The organism is Corynebacterium sp. DNF00584 (assembly GCF_001552965.1).
Taxonomy (GTDB): Bacteria; Actinomycetota; Actinomycetes; order Mycobacteriales; family Mycobacteriaceae; genus Corynebacterium; species Corynebacterium phoceense.
On sequence record NZ_KQ959770.1, the window covers coordinates 1 to 15,358 of the forward strand.

At 62.8% G+C, this 15,358-nt stretch carries 16 protein-coding genes; 6 read left to right on the forward strand and 10 right to left on the reverse strand.

Translation table 11 applies throughout. From position 1 onward, the window contains the following. Positions 1 to 6: 6 nt before the first annotated feature. A complete protein-coding gene (locus HMPREF0307_RS11845; RefSeq protein ID WP_066493329.1) occupies positions 7 to 273 on the reverse strand; it encodes a hypothetical protein in 267 nt (88 codons plus the stop codon). 218 nt (positions 274 to 491) lie between these two features. Beyond that, positions 492 to 1,151, reverse strand: a complete 660-nt coding sequence (locus HMPREF0307_RS11850; RefSeq protein ID WP_066493331.1) for an ACT domain-containing protein — start codon at positions 1,149 to 1,151, stop codon at positions 492 to 494. 184 nt (positions 1,152 to 1,335) lie between these two features. Between HMPREF0307_RS11850 and gatC the strand changes: the two genes are divergently transcribed. From gatC to HMPREF0307_RS11870, 3 genes are all read left to right on the forward strand, one after another. Beyond that, positions 1,336 to 1,632 carry an Asp-tRNA(Asn)/Glu-tRNA(Gln) amidotransferase subunit GatC gene (gene gatC / locus HMPREF0307_RS11855; RefSeq protein WP_066493333.1) on the forward strand — a complete coding sequence of 99 codons (297 nt, stop codon included), beginning with the start codon at positions 1,336 to 1,338 and terminating at the stop codon, positions 1,630 to 1,632. After that, a complete protein-coding gene (gene gatA, locus HMPREF0307_RS11860) occupies positions 1,633 to 3,120 on the forward strand; it encodes an Asp-tRNA(Asn)/Glu-tRNA(Gln) amidotransferase subunit GatA (protein ID WP_066493335.1) in 1,488 nt (495 codons plus the stop codon). It begins immediately after the preceding gene. 463 nt (positions 3,121 to 3,583) lie between these two features. After that, the gene (locus HMPREF0307_RS11870; protein ID WP_353935769.1) at positions 3,584 to 4,687 is read left to right on the forward strand and encodes a siderophore-interacting protein; all 1,104 of its coding nucleotides are present in this window, start codon (positions 3,584 to 3,586) and stop codon (positions 4,685 to 4,687) included. Positions 4,688 to 4,791: 104 nt separating this feature from the next. On the opposite strand, the gene HMPREF0307_RS11875 is transcribed toward HMPREF0307_RS11870, so the two are convergent. The 7 genes from HMPREF0307_RS11875 to HMPREF0307_RS11905 all read right to left on the reverse strand — a co-directional run bounded on the left by HMPREF0307_RS11875 (position 4,792) and on the right by HMPREF0307_RS11905 (position 10,914). Then, positions 4,792 to 5,505 carry a hypothetical protein gene (locus HMPREF0307_RS11875; protein WP_066493339.1) on the reverse strand — a complete coding sequence of 238 codons (714 nt, stop codon included), beginning with the start codon at positions 5,503 to 5,505 and terminating at the stop codon, positions 4,792 to 4,794. Between the two features lie 11 nt (positions 5,506 to 5,516). Further along, the gene (locus HMPREF0307_RS11880) at positions 5,517 to 6,338 is read right to left on the reverse strand and encodes an ATP-binding cassette domain-containing protein (RefSeq protein ID WP_066493343.1); all 822 of its coding nucleotides are present in this window, start codon (positions 6,336 to 6,338) and stop codon (positions 5,517 to 5,519) included. Continuing rightward, positions 6,335 to 6,694, reverse strand: coding sequence for a GntR family transcriptional regulator (locus HMPREF0307_RS11885; RefSeq protein WP_066493347.1), 360 nt, complete (start codon positions 6,692 to 6,694; stop codon positions 6,335 to 6,337). The genes HMPREF0307_RS11880 and HMPREF0307_RS11885 overlap by 4 nt, the downstream gene beginning before the upstream one ends. A gap of 118 nt (positions 6,695 to 6,812) precedes the next feature. Continuing rightward, complete coding sequence (locus HMPREF0307_RS11890; RefSeq protein WP_066493349.1) at positions 6,813 to 7,829, reverse strand: ABC transporter ATP-binding protein; 1,017 nt, start codon at positions 7,827 to 7,829, stop codon at positions 6,813 to 6,815. Between the two features lie 7 nt (positions 7,830 to 7,836). After that, positions 7,837 to 9,345, reverse strand: a complete 1,509-nt coding sequence (locus HMPREF0307_RS11895) for an ABC transporter permease (RefSeq protein ID WP_197418414.1) — start codon at positions 9,343 to 9,345, stop codon at positions 7,837 to 7,839. Positions 9,346 to 9,439: 94 nt separating this feature from the next. Beyond that, positions 9,440 to 10,477, reverse strand: a complete 1,038-nt coding sequence (locus HMPREF0307_RS11900) for an ABC transporter substrate-binding protein (RefSeq protein ID WP_066493351.1) — start codon at positions 10,475 to 10,477, stop codon at positions 9,440 to 9,442. A gap of 113 nt (positions 10,478 to 10,590) precedes the next feature. After that, positions 10,591 to 10,914 carry a hypothetical protein gene (locus tag HMPREF0307_RS11905; RefSeq protein WP_066493352.1) on the reverse strand — a complete coding sequence of 108 codons (324 nt, stop codon included), beginning with the start codon at positions 10,912 to 10,914 and terminating at the stop codon, positions 10,591 to 10,593. A 59-nt stretch (positions 10,915 to 10,973) separates the two neighbouring features. Here HMPREF0307_RS11905 and HMPREF0307_RS11910 point away from each other — a divergent pair, with 59 nt between their 5' ends. The 3 genes from HMPREF0307_RS11910 to HMPREF0307_RS11920 all read left to right on the forward strand — a co-directional run bounded on the left by HMPREF0307_RS11910 (position 10,974) and on the right by HMPREF0307_RS11920 (position 14,547). Further along, positions 10,974 to 12,374 carry an MFS transporter gene (locus tag HMPREF0307_RS11910; protein ID WP_066493354.1) on the forward strand — a complete coding sequence of 467 codons (1,401 nt, stop codon included), beginning with the start codon at positions 10,974 to 10,976 and terminating at the stop codon, positions 12,372 to 12,374. 25 nt (positions 12,375 to 12,399) lie between these two features. Next, the gene (locus HMPREF0307_RS11915) at positions 12,400 to 13,431 is read left to right on the forward strand and encodes a 6-phosphofructokinase (protein ID WP_066493356.1); all 1,032 of its coding nucleotides are present in this window, start codon (positions 12,400 to 12,402) and stop codon (positions 13,429 to 13,431) included. A gap of 123 nt (positions 13,432 to 13,554) precedes the next feature. Beyond that, a complete protein-coding gene (locus tag HMPREF0307_RS11920; RefSeq protein WP_066493357.1) occupies positions 13,555 to 14,547 on the forward strand; it encodes a bile acid:sodium symporter family protein in 993 nt (330 codons plus the stop codon). A 3-nt stretch (positions 14,548 to 14,550) separates the two neighbouring features. Here HMPREF0307_RS11920 and HMPREF0307_RS11925 read toward each other — a convergent pair whose 3' ends face one another. Continuing rightward, positions 14,551 to 15,345: a DUF4261 domain-containing protein gene (locus HMPREF0307_RS11925; RefSeq protein ID WP_066493358.1), complete on the reverse strand. Its 795-nt coding sequence runs from the start codon at positions 15,343 to 15,345 to the stop codon at positions 14,551 to 14,553. Positions 15,346 to 15,358: the final 13 nt, after the last annotated feature.

Sequence of the window (15,358 nt, forward strand, 5' to 3'; positions counted from 1 at the left end):
TAGTTTTCATCGCCATATGTTCAAGCCAGGGGGGGGCAGTTCCCGGCGAGCTCGTGCTACGCCTCCCGGGTAGTGCTTCTCCAGCTCGCTTTCGACGTCGCGAAAGATGTGCTCGCACAGTTCGTCGAGTGGGGACTTGAGCGTGATGCCGTGGTGCGTGAGCTCGGAATAGGAGCGCATGTCCGGGCTGTAGACGCGCAGGCTTCCGCCCATGAACGAGGATTCGATAACGACGTTTCCGAAGATGAGGCTAGTGAGCTTCTTTTCCTCCATGCCGTCAGACTAGCGAAAACACGCGGGGAGTCGTCCGTTGCGGGTTGCTTCGCCCGTGCTCGGCGGTACAAGGGCGCGTGCGACGTCCATAGGAGTTCTTCCATTTCTACGGCGGGCCACATGAGGAAGAGCGTCAATGACGAAACGATCGAAGGCGATTGAACTTCGATCGTTTAAGGCATTATCCGATCGTAGCGGTGCGCGCCGCGATCGGATACTTATTTCACAAAAGCACCCAAAATCGTGCCCAAGTGCCCCAAGTGGTCGACCTCGGAGGCCAAGTAGTCGGGTCCGCCTACTCGGCCGATGACCATGACGAGGCCGGTGTTGCCGAGCGGAGTGGCGGCCAGCGCCGAATCGAGAAGGGCCCAGGACTCCGGGATCCAGTCTTCGCGTTCAGGGTGGAGGACGCGGGCGCTGTCCACAGCAATGGAGGAGGGGATGGTGCCATCGTCCTCGGGGGCGGCATCGGAAGCAGCAATGCGATGGATGGGCTCATTGTTGTCGATAACGATGGCCCACGTGGAGGTGAGCGATTGCGGCATGGCGGCGCAGACCTCCTGCATGGCGGCGGTCGTGTCATGCTTCGCGGCGACGCGGGCGAGCAGTGAGATCTGGCCGCGGCGGTCGACGGTGCCGCTGAAGGGGCGGATGGAGTCGATCTCGACGCCGTCGACCTCGTTGGCGGCGGTAAAGAGGACGTCTGCCATGGTGCCGGCGGGCAGCTCCACCACGATGTCATCGGTGACGGAACCCTCGGGGGATGTCTCAACAATATCCACCGACTGGATGTTCGCGCCGGCGATGCCAAATGCCTCGGCGAGCTGGCCGAGGCTGCCGGGTGTGTCGGGAAGGATGACTCGGATGAGGAAGGACATGGCAAACTTTCGATGGATTTGGGCGTTCCGCCCCATGGTACTCGTGTCGTGGATCACTCCACAAGGAATTGGTCCAACCCTATGGGTGAAGGGAGTGAGCGCCCCGTGCCGCCGCATGCTGGACAGTGCAGTAACATGGTTGCCTAGCTACACAGACGTATCTGAATTAAAGGATGGAGTTCGCGTGTCTGAGATTTCGCGTGAAGAGGTCGCGCACTTGGCCAAGCTTTCCCGCTTGGCTTTAAGCGACGAGGAGCTGGAGCAGTTCGCCAGCCAGATCGACAAGATTGTGGACTCGGTCTCGGCCGTGGGCAAGGTCGATGCTGAGGGCGTGGAACCTATGAGCCACCCGCACTCCGTGGACGCGCCCATGCGTGAGGACAAGGTTATTCGCTTGCTCAACGCCGAGCAGGCCCTGGACCAGGCGCCGGCTCGCGAAGACGATCGCTTCGTCGTTCCGCAGATTCTGGGAGGAGAGTAAATGTCGACTTTTATCGCACCTACTGAGGGGATTACCTCCCTTACCGCCGCTGAATTGGCGGAGAAGATTCACTCCCGCGAGCTGACCTCCCGCGAGGTCACTCAGGCCTTCCTCGATCGCATCGCGGAGACCAACGGCGAGCTCAACTCCTTCCTCCACGTCGGCGCTGAGGAAGCACTTGCTGCTGCCGATGCTGTCGATAAGGCCCTCGACGCTGGCGAGGCCCCGGCCTCTGCGCTGGCTGGCGTCCCGCTCGCGCTCAAGGACCTGCTCGTAACGACCGATGCCCCCACGACCGCGGCCTCCAAGATGCTGGAGGGCTGGATGTCCCCGTATGACGCGACGCTCGTGAAGAAGCTGCGCGCCGCTGGCATTCCGATCCTGGGCAAGACGAACCTCGACGAATTCGCCATGGGCTCCTCCAACGAGAACTCTGCCTACGGCCCGGCCCACAACCCGTACGACACGGACCGCACCCCGGGCGGCTCCGGCGGCGGCACCGCGGCGGCCCTGGCTTCCGGCCAGGCCCCGCTGGGCATCGGCACCGACACCGGCGGATCCATCCGCCAGCCGGCCGCGCTCACCAACACCGTGGGTGTGAAGCCGACCTACGGCACCGTCTCGCGCTACGGCCTCATTGCTGCGGCGTCCTCCCTGGACCAGGCCGGCCCGTGTGCCACGACCGTGCTTGATACTGCGCTGCTCCACGAGATCATCGCCGGCCACGACGCTTTCGACGCCACCTCCGTGGATAAGCCGGTTGCCCCGGTTGTCGCCGCCGCCAAGGAAGGCGCCAACGGCGACCTCACCGGCGTCAAGGTGGGCCTTATCAAGCAGTTCGAGCGCGACGGCTGGCAGGACGGCGTCATGGAGGCCTACCACGCCGCCGTGGAGCAGCTGCGTTCCCAGGGTGCTGAGATCGTCGAGGTTGACTGCCCGCACTTCGACGACGCTCTCGCTGCGTACTACCTCATCATGCCGTGTGAGGTCTCTTCGAACCTCGCTCGTTTCGATGGCATGCGTTACGGCCTGCGTGTTGGCGACGACGGCACGCACTCCTCCGAAGAGGTCATGTCCATGTCCCGTGCCGCCGGCTTCGGCCCCGAGGTCAAGCGCCGCATCATGCTGGGTACCTACGCCCTGTCCGTCGGCTACTACGACGCGTACTACCTCCAGGCGCAGCGCGTGCGTACGCTCATCGCCCAGGACTTCGCCAAGGCCTTCGAGGTCGCCGACGTCCTCGTGTCTCCGACCACCCCGACCACGGCCTTCAAGCTGGGCGAGAAGGTCGAAGATCCGATGGCGATGTACAACTTCGATCTGTGCACCCTGCCGCTCAACCTCGCCGGCGTGTGCGGCATGTCCGTGCCGTCCGGTCTGGCTTCGGACACCAACCTGCCGACCGGCCTGCAGATCATGGCGCCGGCGTTCCAGGATGACCGCCTGTACAAGGTGGGTGCCGCGTACGAGGCTGGCCGCAACAAGTAGGCCTTAACGCGCATCAAGCCCCAGTTCACGCTGTGAACTGGGGCTTTCGTCTATGTCCTACTGTGCCGTGTCGTGCTCACGCGCGTACGCATTGAGTGTTCCTTTTACTGGTGGCGTCACTGCGCCCAGTTCTACAAGTCCGGGCACGGCATGCACGTGCCTTTGTTAGGGTAGGGGCCACGTAGACCTTAAGGAGGAGATCGTGTTCCGCGCGGCCCAAATCGTATCCCTCGTGTCGTTTGTCGCTCTTGTGACGTTGTTTGTACTGGCGGCCAAGGGGCTCTTGCAGACGACATCGGCTAGCCCGGTTATCTTGGTGTCCATCGCCGCGGTGCTGGTGGTTTCCACAACGGTTATGGGAGTCTTGGGGCTTCGCGCGCGGAGGGACAACCACCCCCGCGATTAGAAATGCTCATTTGAGTTAGGGTAGCCTTTGCTTCTAGTTGAACCTAGAGGAGGCACCATGAGCGCTGAGCAGCAACCTGCATCCGCACCGATCAACCCGTCGCCTGAGTGGACTGAGGGATTCAAAGCCGGGTATGCCGCCGCCTACGCCGAAGGCTATCGTGAGGGCATGGCGGCGGGCCGCGCCGATCTCTATGCCGCCTCCTACGCGGACCGCAAGCGCGCGAAGCACGATGCTAAGGCGCGCCGCTACCAGGAGAAGGAAGAACGGCGCGCGCAGTTCCTTGCAGCGGGCTCTGTCCAGCAGGAGTCACGGCCCGAACCGCCAAAGAAGAAGGGTCGCACAGCCATCGAGGCGACGATTACGGGCAAGGAGCAGATCTCGCCCGACATGGTGCGCCTCTTTGCGACGGCGCCGGGCATCATTGGGCGTGAGCTCGATAAGACAGACCACTACATCAAGATCCTGTTTGTCCCGGAGGGTGCCGATTACTCCTGGCCCTTCGACCTGGGGCACATCAAGGACACGCAGCCCAAGCACCTGCGCCCCGTAACCCGCACGTACACGCTGCGCACCGTGGACACGACGACGGGCGAAATGTCCATCGACTTCGTACTCCACGGCGACACGGGCTTGGCTGGTCCGTGGGCGCGCGACGTCCAGGTGGGCGAGAGCTTCGCCTTTGCTGGCCCCGGCGGCGGCTGGGCGCCGACGGCCGACTACGACCACTTCGTGCTCGCCGGTGACGAGGCGGCTGCGCCCGCGGTTGCCGCGGCGCTGGAGAAGATTCCGGCGGGCTCGACGGCGGTCGCTTTTATTGAGGTCGAGGCACCGGGCCACGAAATTCCTATGCCGGAGAACCCCGAGTCCGAGGTCCGCTTCGTCTACCGCAACGGAGAGATGCCCGGCACCGCGCTTTCCGATGCCGTCCGTACCTACCAGGTCCCAGATGGCAACATCGGCTGGTTCGTCCACGGCGTGGCTGAGATGATCAAGTCGCTGCGCCGCTACCTCTTTGTTAACCGCGGCGTATCGAAGCGCGACGCGTCGATCTCCGGGTACTGGCGCCTGCGCATGACCGAAGACGAGTGGCAGGCCTCCAAGCGGGACTTTGTCGCCGAGCTGGAAGTCGAAGAGGAAGCCGCCACGCGCGAGCTCTAGCCCACGACGGCAATGTTCCGAAAGCAATAAGCCCTGGTCGCGAAAAATGAGGATTTTTCGTGACCAGGGCTTATTGCTATTGGCATAGTGCCTTTGTGAGGAGGCTAAGGATGAACGTGCCGCGGCAGGCGCCAGACAAGGAGCGCGCCGACAGTGACGGCAATCCCGCCGAAGACGAAAAGTCCCGGGAAGGGGGCCGAAACATACCCGACTGCAGCGTAAATCACCTTACTCGCGAGGAGTGCGAGCCAATAGACGAGGACAAGCAGAGCGAACAGTGCGAGGATTTGCGCTGGCAGGCCGCGAACGCGCAAGCTCGCGAACAAGAGACCAGTCCCGGCCCCCATGTACCCCGCGAGAAGATAGGTGACGATGAAGCCGAGGACGGTGAGGGCGATGAGGCGCCAATCAGGTTGGGCAGCGGCGTAATCGACGTGCCCGTCAGGTAAATAGACCTCTGGTGTGGAATCGAAATAGACCTCGAAGGAGCTGTCGACGGGAACGCCAATTCCTTGCGCGACGTAGTGCGCGGCCGCAGCGATGATGCCGAATACCACTGAGCCGCAAATGATGACACCGTGGGTTGCGCGTTGCCATATCTTCTGTGGCATGTCGAGGCTGCGCAGCGTGCGAAACTGCGTCGCGGTGAGAGTTGCGAATACGCCCCAAAGGAACGCTGACCAGATAATCCAGCCAGCCGGGTTGATAGTGACGGCGTGGTAGTCGCGGGGAATGAAGTAATCGCCAATGGCGAGAACAATGATGAGAATGCCGAAGACGAGGGGTAGCGGTCGCTGGGCGGCAAAAAGAGTGGGCATGATAGGGCTCCTTAGTGCTTGGCGGCGGTGACGATGGAGTCGATGAGCTGCGCGTCGTCGGGGTGTTCTACTGTTACGGTGGCGGGCAGATCGGCTGGGGCATGAGTGGCGCGAACGAGCGCGCGCGTCGTTGGGCCGAGCGTCTGGCGGTCGAGGACTTCGGCGTCTAGTTCCTTAATGGCCGCGTCAACGGCGCTGGTTTCTCCGGTGAGCGAAGGGAATAGCGCGCGTTGCTCATCGAGTTGGACGGGGCCGGTGGCGATGCCGGCCTGAAGGATGACGAGGGCATCGGCAAGCCCGGCGAGGTCCTCGGCGCGATGCGACGAGATGAGGAGCGTCCAGTCCGAGGTCTGCGCAGCATGGTCGATGAGTATCTCACGCAACGTGGAACGAGTCGGGGCGTCGAGGCCGTTGAAGGGCTCATCGAGCAGCGTGATGGGAGTGCGGGCCGCAAGTGCCGTAATCACGGCGAGGATCTGTCGCTGGCCGGTCGAGAGCTTAGAACACCGCGACTTCTCTGCCAGGTCGAAGCGCTCGAGCAGGTTTCGGGCGTAGTCGAGGTCGAGCGCGCCTCGTGCACGCCGGGCGATATCGAGATGGTCGGCCACGGTCCAGCCAGCGAGCGCAATATCGTGCCCGGTCCGAGCGAGGGCGGTCGTCGCGCAGTCGACCGTACCGTCGGACGCCGGTAGATGCCCCGCAATGACCCGCATGAGCGTGGTCTTTCCGGCGCCATTGGGGCCGATGACTCCGTAGAGTCCGGGGGCAAGCTTCAGCGAGTCGGCGCGTAGGAAGTCTTTGACGTGGACGTCGTCGAGCGAAATGGTGTTCACGGCTGGTCTCCTTCGGCACGGATGAGATCGATGAGTTCTGTCTGAGATAGGCCGAGCGCGCGAGCCTCGGCGAGAAGGGGTGCGATGAAGTCCTCGCGCAGTGCTGAACGGCGTTGTTTCTGGACGTGGTCGCGGGCCTCGGGCGTGACGAACATGCCGAGCCCGCGCCGCTTTTCCAGCAGTCCTTCATCGTGGAGCACCGTGAGCGCCTTGGCAGCTGTGGTCGGGTTGACCGAGTGGAACGCGGAGAGCTCGTTGGTGCTCGGGGCGCGATCGCCGGGGCCGAGCTGGCCCGAGATAATCATGTCCCGAATGCCGCCAGCGAGCTGTTGATACAAGGGGCGGGAGTCGCTCATGGAGCCTCCTTTCGTTGTGAGTGTTAGGGAAAGGTGTTTGGGTTAGGGGGTTTACCACCTATGTGGGTAACCTTAGAGAAAAGAAGACCCGCGGTCAAGAGGAACCGCGGGCGTGGGGCTAATACATAAGCGGCGTACTGATGCGAAGCCCCACCGTGTCGCCAACGTCGGGCCGCGTGGTGGTTGAGGCGCGGAAGGTCGTGTCGGCTCCGACCTGGGCAGTGACCGAGAAACGGTTGTATTCGAAGAGCGCCGAGGTCACGATGGCATCGACAGCACCGGGAGTGCCGGGAGCGGTGAGCTCGACGTGGGAAGGCAGGACACCGACGCACGAGATGTCTGCGGAATCGGGCGCGGGCCACGAAAGACCAAACGAAGGACAGATCACCTCGTGTGCGTCGCGGTGGGCGTCGAGGATTGTGGCATCCGCGATGAACGCGGCCACTTGGGGACTCGCGGGGCGGGCGAGAAGTTTCTGCGGTGTGGCAACTTGCTGGATGCGGCCCTTGTCGAGAACCACAATCCGGTCCGCGATGGCCAAGGCCTCGGCGCGATCGTGGGTGACGTGGACCGTGGTGAGACCTTCGCGACGGGTGAGCGAGACGAGTTCGCGGCGCAGAGAATCACGCAGCGGCTCGTCGAGGGCGGAGAGAGCCTCGTCCAAGAGCAGCACGGTGGGATCGGCGACGATGGCGCGGGCGAGTGCGACGCGCTGGCGTTGTCCGCCGGAAAGGCTGACTGGCTTGCGGCGGCCGAAGTCGCCGAGACCGACCAGTTCGAGTGCACGGTGGACGCGGGCGCTGCGGTCTGCATGGCCGACCTTGGCCATTTTCAGCGGGTAGGCCACGTTGTCAGCGACGGACATATGTGGCCATACGGCGTGTTGCTGGAAAACCATCCCCATACAACGACGCTCCGGCGGTGTGTTTGAGATGTCCTTTCCATCGATGGAAATGGTGCCGGAGGTCGGCTCGAGGAAGCCCGCGATGGAACGCAATAGCGTGGTCTTTCCAGAGCCCGACGGGCCGACGAGTGCGATGAACTCATTGGAGTCAACGTCGAGCGAGACGTCGTCGAGGCCTTTGGCGCCATCGCCGAAGTCGACGGTGAGATGGGAAAGCGTGATGGATGACATGAATGTCCTAGTTCTTCAGACGAGGCGGACGGATGGTGAGCGCGAGGCCGACCACGCCGATGAGTGCGAAGAGCAACGAGAGCGCAGACGCTTGGTTGTAATTGCCGGCCTGTTGGAGGTTGAATACCTGCACGCCCAGAGTGGTGGTACCAGGTGAGATGAGCAGAATGGACACTGTGAGCTCGCGTACCGCAGTGATGGCGACGAGGACGGCGCCGGAGATCGCGGCAGGAATCGCCATGGCGCCTGTGGTGGATAAAAGAGCCCTAACTGGTCCAGCACCGGAGATGCGAGCGGCCTCCTCGACGGCAACAGGCGTGTTCTGTAACGGCGCGCGCACCGCTTGTAGCACCAGAGCCGTGAACGCACAGACATAGGCAAGCAGGATGATCCATACGGTGTTGTAGAGCTCGGTGTAGCGCCCGACGATGAGCCAGGCGACGCCGATGATGAGGCCAGGCAGCGCCGTGGGAAGCAGCACGAGCAGCGTCATCGCGGTATTGCCGAACAACCGAGTGCGCGTGACAAGTAGACCAATGAGCCAGCCCAGCACGCCGCAGATGAGCGCGGCGCCGAGTGCGAGCAGAGCGGAGTTGGTGAATCCATCGATGACGCGGGGATTGGACAGCGCCTTGGAGAAGTTGCTGAGCGAGATGGTGTCGAGCGTAAACGGCACGCCTGGGGCCGGGAGCAGAGCTCGGTAGGCGAGTCCGAGGATGGGCCCGAGCGTAACTGCGAGTCCAACCACCCAGCCGACGAGAGTGACGGGCCAACGCGCCGCGCCCAGCCGGAAGCGGTGTGACGTGCCCGTGTCCTGCAGCTTGGACGCCGCCCACATAGCAACGAGGTAATCAGCGATGACCGCCCCCAGACCGAGGAAGAGCAAAACCACGCCGACGGTACAGACCACCTGGAGTGGATTGTCCACGGTTCCGGAGTCCATGAAGCGATAGATCATCGTGGCCAGGGTCTCGAAGCGGGCAGGCGAACCGAGGATGGAGGGGATGCCGAAGTCAGCGAGGTTGGCAACGGCAGTGAGCGTGAATGCTGAGAGCAACGCGGGACGTAGCAGTGGCAATGTGATGGTGCGTAGCACGGTCCACGTCGAAGCGCCTGCGACGCGCGCGGCCTGCTCAAGATCGGCGGGAATGGAACGCAGACCCGCGGAGACAATGACATAGACCGTGGGATAGGAATGAACCATGAGCAGGAAGGTCACGCCGTCCGCGCCATAGATATTCCACACATCATGGTCGAAGATCTTGTTGAAGCCCTGTGCCGGCCCGAAGAGCTGCATCCACGCAATCGCGCCAATAAACGGCGGAACAAGCAATGGGGAAAGCAAGAACAGGCGGAGAACACTGGAACCCGCCGCATCAGTACGGTCAAGAAGAATAGCGATGATGGTGCCTATAACCACGGCCCCGACAGCGGAAAGCACTGTTGAAAACAGTGAGTTCCAGGCGGCTTGACCAAGCCCTTGATCAAACAGCAGCGGGATCTGGTTGCCGCCCATCGCAAGGGATACGACAAAAGCAAGAGGTGTGGCGAAAAGCCCGAGGACTATCAGCCACACCCCGCCCCGCAACAGCGATACGGAAGAGCGCACGTTACTTCACAGCATTCTGGAAGAGCTCAACCGCGGCATCCTTATCGCCGGTGATGGTCTTCAGATCCTGATCCATGAGCTTGATGTCCTTGAGCTCCGGGGTACCCTCCGGGGTGCCAACGTCTTGGCGCACCGGCAGGTAGGACTGCTCGACGGCGAGCTTCTGGCCCTCTTCGCTCAGCAGGAAGTTGATGTAGGTCTGGGCGGCTTCCTTGGCTTCAGAGTCTGCGAAAACGCCAGCGGGCTCCGTGATATAGGGAACGCCTTCGGTGGGGTAGACGGTTTCCACCGGAGAGCCGTCGGCAGCGAGGTTACGGATGAGGTAATCCACGACCACACCAGCCGGGCGCGAGCCGGAAGCGATTTCCTGGGAAGCCGGGCCGTTGGACTCGGCAATCATCGGAGCGTTCGCGCCCAGCTTGGTGATCCATTCCTCGCCCAGTGCCGGGTCGTTCTTCCATACCGAAGTATTGAAGGCTGCCGCGCCGGAGACGGCTGGGTTCGGCATGACGAGCTTGTCCTTGTACTTCGGATCTGTGAGATCTGCCCAGGACTTGGGTGCGTCTGCTTCGTCGATGACATCAGTGTTGTACGCGATAACCGTGGGGATAATGCGTGTGCCCACGTAGAGGTTCTTCGAATCCTTGGCTTGGTCAATAACTGGCTCAGCATCGACGTCGGTGAGTTCCGCGAGATCGCCGGCTTCGGCATACTTTTCGAACGTGGCGGCATCGGCAGCCCAGAAGACATCCGCGCCGATGTCGCCGGATTCCTTCTCCGTGGCGATGCGCGCGTTAAGGTCGCCCGTACCCGCGCGGTAGACTTCCACCTCGATGTCGGGATTGGCTTCCATGAACGCCGCGTTGATTTCGTCGACCTTTTCTTCCGGCTCTGATGTGTAGACAGTGATGGTTGTCTTCTCACCACTTGCTGCAGAGTTATCCGATACCCCTTTTTCGGACGCAGGTTCTGCGCAGGAAGCTAACAAGGTGACGGCTGAGAAGGCCGCACAGGCAGTCAGGAAGCGAGGCATAGACATGAAAATCCTCCACGGAGAGTGATAGTCGAGATTAATGACTCAAAGATCAAACCCCGTGAAGGTGAACAGTGGCTCGCGACCGTATGAATTATGGATGAATTCGTGTTACCTAGCTAGCGAATGTCGGACAGGGAGTACGCAGCGCCAGCGGCAGCACCGGTGACGGCGAGGACAGCTGGCCACGCACCGATCTTCTTAGCCAGCGGGTGTGAGGCGCCGAAGGCACCAAGATAGATGGCGGACAGCGCCGTGGTGGTGATTGGATCGGTCTTGGCGAGCCAGCTGCGGCCGGCCCAGAGACCAGCGGCGCCGAGGACAACGCCGCCGAGCGGGCGGATGCCGGTTTCGCGTGCGGTGAGCCAACCGCCGATGAGGCCGAAGGCGACGGTGGTGGCGGTGGAGACGGTCTGCGGTTTCTTAATGTCGATGGATCCCATGGCACACAGTGTAGGCGCGGCCGCGACCACTTGGGGCGGCTTCGCTAGACTCGCGGGCTATGACCGTGCCCACATTTGCCTCTCACTCTGAAGTCCCACCGGAACGCGACGCGTGGCGTGCGATGTTCGCGCTTTCGCTGGGATTCTTCGTCTCGCTGCTCGACCAGTCGATGATTGCGGTCGCCCTGCCGGGCATCCAGCACGGATTTGAGGCAACGGTGGGTCAGGTGATGTGGGTGAGTTCCATCTATCTACTCGCCGTCGTGACCCCGCTGCTCTTTACCGGGCGCTTGGGCGATATCTATGGACAAAAGAAGATGTTCCAGTTCGGTATTGCCCTGTTTGGCGTCGGTGCGCTGGCCTGCGCGTTGGCGCCTAATATCGGGTTTCTCATCGCGGCGCGAGGGCTGCAGGGACTCGGTGCTTCATTGCAGATGCCGCAGACGATGGCCGTTATCAACCGCATCTTTGCGCGCGAGCGCCGCGGGCATGCGCTTGGCGCGTGGGGGATCATCGGCTCCGTCGCGTCGCTCGCGGGCCCGCTGCTTGGTGGTTTCGTTGTGGGCGCTTTTGGCTGGCAGGCGGTGTTCTGGGTGCACGTCCCGTTTGTCATTGCGGCCATCGTGCTTTCGCAGCACTGGGTCCCAGTGCTGGCGACCACGGCGCGCCGGGTGGACTACGCGTCCGTCGCGGTCTCGTTCGTGGCGCTTGCGGCACTCGTCTACGGCATCCAGGAAGGCCCGGGGACCGGCTGGGCTGGCTGGGTCTGGGGCCTGATGGCCGTGGGCATCGGCGGGCTTGTGGCATTCGTGTGGCTGCAGTCGACGGCGGGGAAGCGCGGTACCGAGGCGCTCGTGCCTCTGCCGCTGTTTAAGGACCGTAATTATTCGGCCGGGTCTTTGGCGATTGTGGCCATGGGATTCATGGCGGCGTCGATGATGCTGCCGGTGATGATGTGGCTTCAGGAGGTCAAGGGCTTGGGCGCTGGCATGGCGGGCATGATTGTCGCGCCGATGGCGATTATCTCGCTGGCCGTCTCGCCGATCGCGGGCGCACTGGCTGACAAGGTGGATCCGCGGCGTCTCGCCACGACCGGTTTCGTAGTGCTGATCGGAACGCTCATTGGGATTTGTGTGTTGATGCGCTCTGACGCTGGGGCATGGTGGCTGTGCGTGCCCATGGCGCTGTTGGGCGTCGGGCAGTCCTTTATCTGGGGCTCGAATGCCGCGACGACGATGCGCGATACTCCGGCGCCGCTCATGGGCGCGGCCTCGGGTGTCTACAACACCTCGCGGCAGGTGGGCTCCGTGATTGGCGTGTCAGCGGTGTCCGCGGTCGTGCAGTCGGTGGAGGGCTCTGGCGGCATGGCGAACTCGCTGTTCGTCATTGTCGCGGCGCTGGTTGTGGGACTTATCGCATCCTTGTTCTTCAGAGACACGTTGGCAGCTGCTGCACGATAGGCGCCAGCGCGGTAAGTTGGAATCTATGCGCCTTGCAGTACTTACCTCCGGTGGCGATTGCCCCGGTCTCAATGCCGTTATTCGCGCCGTCGTGCGCACCGCCTCCAACGAGTTCGGCGACACCGTCGTCGGCTACGAGGACGGTTGGGTTGGTCTCATGGAAGACCACCGCCGTGACCTCTATGATGATGCGGAAATCGACCGTATCCTCCTGCGCGGCGGTACCATCCTCGGTACCGGCCGCCTGCACCCGGATAAGTTTAAGGCGGGCATCGACCAGATAAAGGCCAACATGGCTGACGCTGAGGTAGACGCGCTCATTGCCATCGGCGGTGAAGGCACGCTCAAGGGCGCGAAGTTCCTTTCTGACAATGGCATCCCGGTCATCGGTGTTCCGAAGACCATTGACAACGACGTCAACGCCACCGACTACACCTTCGGTTTCGATACCGCGGTTTCCGTTGCGACGGACGCCATCGACCGTCTGCACACCACGGCAGAGTCCCACAATCGTATCCTCATCGTCGAGGTTATGGGCCGCCACGTGGGCTGGATTGCGCTGCATGCCGGCATGGCCGGTGGCGCGCACTACACCGTGATTCCTGAGGAGCCGTTCGATATCGCGGATATTACGAAGGCGATGGAACGCCGCTTCCAGATGGGTGAGAAGTACGGCATCATCTGTGTGGCCGAGGGCGCTCTGCCCAAGGAAGGCACGATGGAGTTCCAGGAAGGCGGCGTTGACCAGTTCGGCCACCAGACCTTCAACGGCATTGGCCAGGTCATTGCCAGCGAGATTCACAAGCGTACGGGTTATGACGTGCGTACCACGGTGCTTGGCCACATCCAGCGCGGTGGTACCCCGACTGCGTACGACCGCGTTTTGGCGACGCGCTATGGCGTTCACGCTGCGCGCGCCGCACACCGCGGCGAGTCTGGTATGTGTGTTGCGCTCCACGGTGAGAACATCGACCTCGTTCCGCTCGAAGACGCAGTGGGCAAGCTGAAGATCGTGCCGAATGGCCGCTATGCCACGGCGCGTGCGCTTTTCGGATAAACATTTCACAGCTTCGTCGAAGGCCGCTTGAGGATTTTCTCAGGCGGCCTTGTGCATGTCTGCTTGGTCATGTTCCAAAATGTGAGATTGATTTCTCAACCTATGGGCGCTAGTGTTCATTCCATGAGCACGCAGAGTGATTCCCGACAGGTCGCCGCGGCCACTCCGGCGACGCAGACGACGGCAGCGCAGGACCGTGCCGCGCTTATTGCCGCGCTCGGTTTCCCGGTGCTCGTGATTATTGGCGGCATCGTGGGCTACCTCGCGCCCGATACTGCGCATTCGTTCGCGTCGTGGGTCACGTCATTGCTGGGCGTCATCATGTTTGGCATGGGTCTTACGCTGCGTCCCGTCGACTTCGTAGTGGTGGCCAAGCGTCCGCTGCCGGTGCTCATCGGCGTCGTCGCACAGTTCGTCATCATGCCGCTGGTCGCTGTGGTCGTCGTCAAAGTTCTGAACCTGCCGGCGGGTATCGCGGCGGGCGTCATCCTCGTGGGCTGTGCGCCTGGCGGTACGAGCTCCAACGTCGTGTCCTACCTAGCCCGTGGCGATGTTGCGCTGTCGGTGACGATGACATCCATCTCGACGCTGCTCGCGCCGGTGTTGACGCCGCTGCTCACGCTGTGGCTGGCGGGGGAGTACATGCCGGTGAGCGCGGGCTCGATGGCCATGTCCATCGTCAAAGTCGTGCTGGTGCCGGTCGTCGGCGGTCTGCTCGTGCGCATGCTCGTCCCGAAGATCGTGGAGAAGATCCAGGCAGCGTTGCCGTGGATCTCCGTGGCGGCGATCGCAGCTATCGTGTGCATCGTGGTGGGCGGCGCGCACGACAATATCGCGACTGCGGGTGCGCTGGTTCTCGCGGCCGTCATCCTGCACAACGGCTTTGGTTACCTGCTGGGCTACCTCACGGGTAAGTTCACCGGCCAGCCGGTGGCGGCGCGCCGCACGATGGCCGTCGAGGTAGGCATGCAAAACTCCGGTCTGGCGACCTCGCTGGCGAGCGCCTACATGAATCCGCTGGCGGCGCTGCCGGGGGCGGTGTTCTCCGTGTGGCACAACCTGTCTGGCGCACTGTTGGCGGCAGGCTGCCGCTGGTCGGACGCGCGCAAGGCCTAGGCCCTAGGTCAGGTGGACCTCGACGGTAGGGATGTCGGAGGAGACGAAGTTCGTGGCCTCGGTGATGCTGATAGGCGGCTGGCCCTCGCCGAAGGAAAGTGTGTCGCCGGGCTTGAGTAGCGGGCCGCGGGCGGCGTAGTCGATGAGGTTGGCCATGCGGTAGTAGAGGTCCGTCGGGTCGCCGGTAAAGCCTTGAATCTGGATTTCCGGGTGGCCGAGGGCCGGCATGCCCACGGTGCCCGCGTTGATGGTGCGGCCCTCGCCGGGCGTGATCCATGCCGTGGCGAGATAGTGTGGGGCTTCGTCGCGCGCGACGGCCTCGGCATAGATATCGGGCTGGGCGATGACGCGGCCCAGATCGTTGCGTACGCCCACGACGCCGGGCAGCGTGCAGAGCGCCGCGGTGGCCTCGGCGAGGATGCGCAGCTGGGCGAAGACACCCTCGCGCGACTCGTTGTCTGTGCCAGGAAGCGCGGGCTCGACCTGGGCGATGCTTACGATGGAGCGTACCTTCGTCGGATCAAAGCTTCCCGTGAGAATGGGGTGCGCGATGGGAGCCGACTCGCCCACCATCGTGCCGGCAGTCTGCGCGAAGGCGATGGTGGCCACGTTGTTGATGGCCACGGAGAAGGCCCCGTCATCCTTGGGCGCCGGGGTGAAGGAACCGAGGCGCGGACCAAAGTAGTTGGAGAGCGCGGTGCGGATCTTCATCATGACGTCGGCCTCGCTGTCGAGGAGGACGAGCGTAAAGCGTTGACGGGCGAGGTGGGCGCGGTTGACGGCAAAGGGAGTAGGCACGGCGGATTCCTTC